1 protein-coding gene and 2 pseudogenes are annotated in these 2,421 nt (G+C 43.0%); 1 reads left to right on the forward strand and 2 read right to left on the reverse strand.

Annotation, left to right across the window (positions count from 1 at the left end; all coding sequences use genetic code 11):
* A pseudogene (locus AB4496_RS15305) lies at nucleotides 1-598 on the reverse strand (hypothetical protein); the annotation flags it as partial.
* A 261-nt stretch (nucleotides 599-859) separates the two neighbouring features.
* Between AB4496_RS15305 and AB4496_RS15310 the strand changes: the two are divergent.
* Nucleotides 860-2,050 (forward strand): amino acid aminotransferase, encoded by a 1,191-nt coding sequence (locus AB4496_RS15310; protein WP_009847051.1) that lies wholly within the window; start codon nucleotides 860-862, stop codon nucleotides 2,048-2,050.
* A 122-nt stretch (nucleotides 2,051-2,172) separates the two neighbouring features.
* Here AB4496_RS15310 and AB4496_RS15315 read toward each other — a convergent pair.
* A pseudogene (locus AB4496_RS15315) lies at nucleotides 2,173-2,421 on the reverse strand (hypothetical protein); the annotation flags it as partial.

Raw genomic sequence — 2,421 nt, forward strand, 5'->3', positions numbered from 1 at the left:
CTTTTACTTTGTGCAATTGAACTTGCGTTTTGTCTTTAGCAATTAAGTTATCTAAGCCAGACGTTGGTGCACTCGGCCTTTCATCTATGGTTTTAATTGCCTTTTGCATATTGTCTAAAATTGTAGACTGCGGCGTAACCGACGCTAAGTTTTGAGCTTTTGCTGTCAACTTATTCGCAGATAAGCCACTTATGATGTCTGCCTTTTCAATCGTCCATACTGTTTGACTACCACGGTAAGCCGTCACATAGAGTTTATTCTTAGTCGTCAGTGCTGCAATAACTTGCGTATTTTCATCACTGGTATCAACACCACGATAAACACGGATATCAGGGGTATTAATTGTACTTGCTGGAGCATGCCCATTAATACGGTGATCCCAAAGATATACTTTCATATCGGGCTCTCGGATCGAGTAACGATGGAGCTCTAAAGTACGCTTTTTACCATTAACCGTAATGGCTACTGAAAGATCCGGGGGTGATGCTTTCGTAGGCTTATAGACCATAGGTTTATGGCCTTCGTTTTTGCTATCTTTGCACCCACCAGCCATGACTACCGCTAGTACCACAAAACATAGACTTAGTATTTTCTTCATTCTATGTGGTTCCTTTATATCGACCAGTCTAAACATGAATAAAAACCATAGTAATAGCAATGAATTACGTTGAACAAAACAACGCCAACGTACAGTCGTTTCAAATGGAAATGCCGAAAAATCCCTTAAATCAAATTTTCGAAACTGTTAGTTATAAATCGTTTTAATAAATTCTAGGTTTTGAGTTGTATCAACCTTATATGAAAGGTATAAATACTGGAGTTATTATTACCTCCCTCTCAATTGACATGGATGAAGATTATGTTTGAAAAAGTGTTAGCAGCTCCCGCCGATCCTATTCTCGGCCTTACTGAAGAATTTAAAAAAGACTCTCGTGAAGAGAAAATTAACCTTGGTGTTGGCATCTACAAAAATGAAGATGGTCAAACGCCAGTACTTAAAACAGTAAAGAAAGCAGAAGCTGCACTTCTTGAAAACGAAAAAACCAAATCTTACCTAACGATTGAAGGTACCGCTGAATACGGTCTAGCGGTTCAGAAACTGCTTTTCGGTTCAGATGCAGAGATCGTAACGTCTCAACGCGCTAAAACAGCACAAGCTCCAGGTGGTACAGGTGCACTTCGCGTAGCGGGTGAATTCATCAAGCGCCAACTGGGTGACGTGAAAATCTGGATCAGTAACCCAACTTGGGCTAACCACAACGGCGTTTTCGCTGCTGCCGGTATCGAAACAGCTCAATACAGCTACTACAACGCTGAAACCAAAGACAAAGACTTCGCAGGCATGGTTGCTGACCTAGAGAAAGCTTCTGAAGGCGACATCGTTCTTCTTCACGGCTGCTGTCATAACCCAACAGGCATCGACCCAACAACTGAAGAGTGGGAAGTACTTGCTAAGCTAGTTGCTGAGAAGAAACTGCTTCCTCTATTCGATTTTGCCTACCAAGGTTTTGCTAAAGGTGTTGAAGAAGATGCAGCTGGCCTGCGCATTTTTGCTCAATACAACAAAGAGATTCTTGTTGCTAGCTCGTTCTCTAAGAACTTCGGCTTGTACAACGAGCGTGTGGGTGCATTCACTCTGGTTGCAGAATCTGCAGACGTAGCAACAACAGCGTTCTCTCAAGTTAAGAGCATCATCCGCTCTATCTACTCTAACCCACCAGCGCACGGCAGTGCTGTCGTTACTCACATCCTTGGTGATGCTGATCTACGTGCTGAATGGGAAGCAGAAGTAGCAGAAATGCGTGACCGTATCCAAGAGATGCGCGAGCTATTCGTAACGACACTGAAATCTGAAGGTGTTGATGCAGACTTCACATTCATCGAGCGCCAAAACGGCATGTTCTCTTTCTCTGGTTTAAGCAAAGAGCAAGTAACTCGCCTGAAAGACGAATTCGCTATCTACATTGTCGGTTCTGGCCGTATCAGCGTAGCGGGCATGACGAAGTCAAATATGGGTCCTCTATGTAAAGGCATCGCTGCGGTTCTTTAATCGAAAAAGAAACCTGCACTTGCAGACCAATAGATATGCAAAAGCCAGCTATTAAGCTGGCTTTTTTGTGTCTGCCTCCTTTATATGTCAGTTTTTAAGACGCTTAGTCTATATATCGCTAACTAATACTCTAGGAAGAACTCTACACCTAGCTCGTTAGTGCGTTCACTACGAATCTTACCTTCGCCATTTCTGTGTTGATAAGAGCCACCAATCGCAAACTTGTTGGTCACGAGATAACGTAAACCCACGTGGTAAATTTCTTCATCAAACAAGTCACTTCGGTTCACTTGCACACTACCGTTAGCAATCCAACGTTTCGCAAAGCCATAGTTGAGTTCGGCTTTTATCCCTTGGATAAACTCCGTGTC

This window comes from Vibrio sp. 10N.222.46.A1 (genome assembly GCF_041473595.1).
GTDB classification, from domain to species: domain Bacteria; phylum Pseudomonadota; class Gammaproteobacteria; order Enterobacterales; family Vibrionaceae; genus Vibrio; species Vibrio tasmaniensis_A.

Coding starts and splice junctions, on each gene's coding strand:
- AB4496_RS15310 (WP_009847051.1), top strand. CDS start 860: ATGTTTGAAAAAGTGTTAGCAGCTCCCGCCGATCCTATTCTCGGCCTT.